1 protein-coding gene is annotated in these 245 nt (G+C 46.1%); it reads left to right on the top strand.

What is annotated here, in order from left to right; translation table 11 throughout:
- Positions 1-245 (top strand): transposase (locus C7H79_RS17595; protein WP_147383685.1); only part of this gene is annotated, 245 nt, incomplete at both ends.

Below are 245 nucleotides of genomic sequence, written 5' to 3'. Positions count from 1 at the left end.
TTCTCAGTATCGTTATAGCGTGATCGTCACCAATATAGACTTGCCTGCAGCAGAACTTTGGCGTTTATATCGTGGTCGTGCAGATTGTGAAAACCGCATCAAGGAACTGAAATATGACTTTGGCGGAGATAGCCTCAATCTCAAGAACTTCTGGGCTACCGAGGCGGCTTTGTTGACGGTCATGATGGCTTACAATTTAATGAGCCTGTTTCGTCAGGGGGTAATGAGAAGCAACACCGTTTCTG

It is taken from the genome of Nitrosomonas supralitoralis, from assembly GCF_003011925.2.
Lineage (GTDB): Bacteria > Pseudomonadota > Gammaproteobacteria > Burkholderiales > Nitrosomonadaceae > Nitrosomonas > Nitrosomonas supralitoralis.
This window is presented reverse-complemented; position numbering and strand designations above follow the sequence as displayed.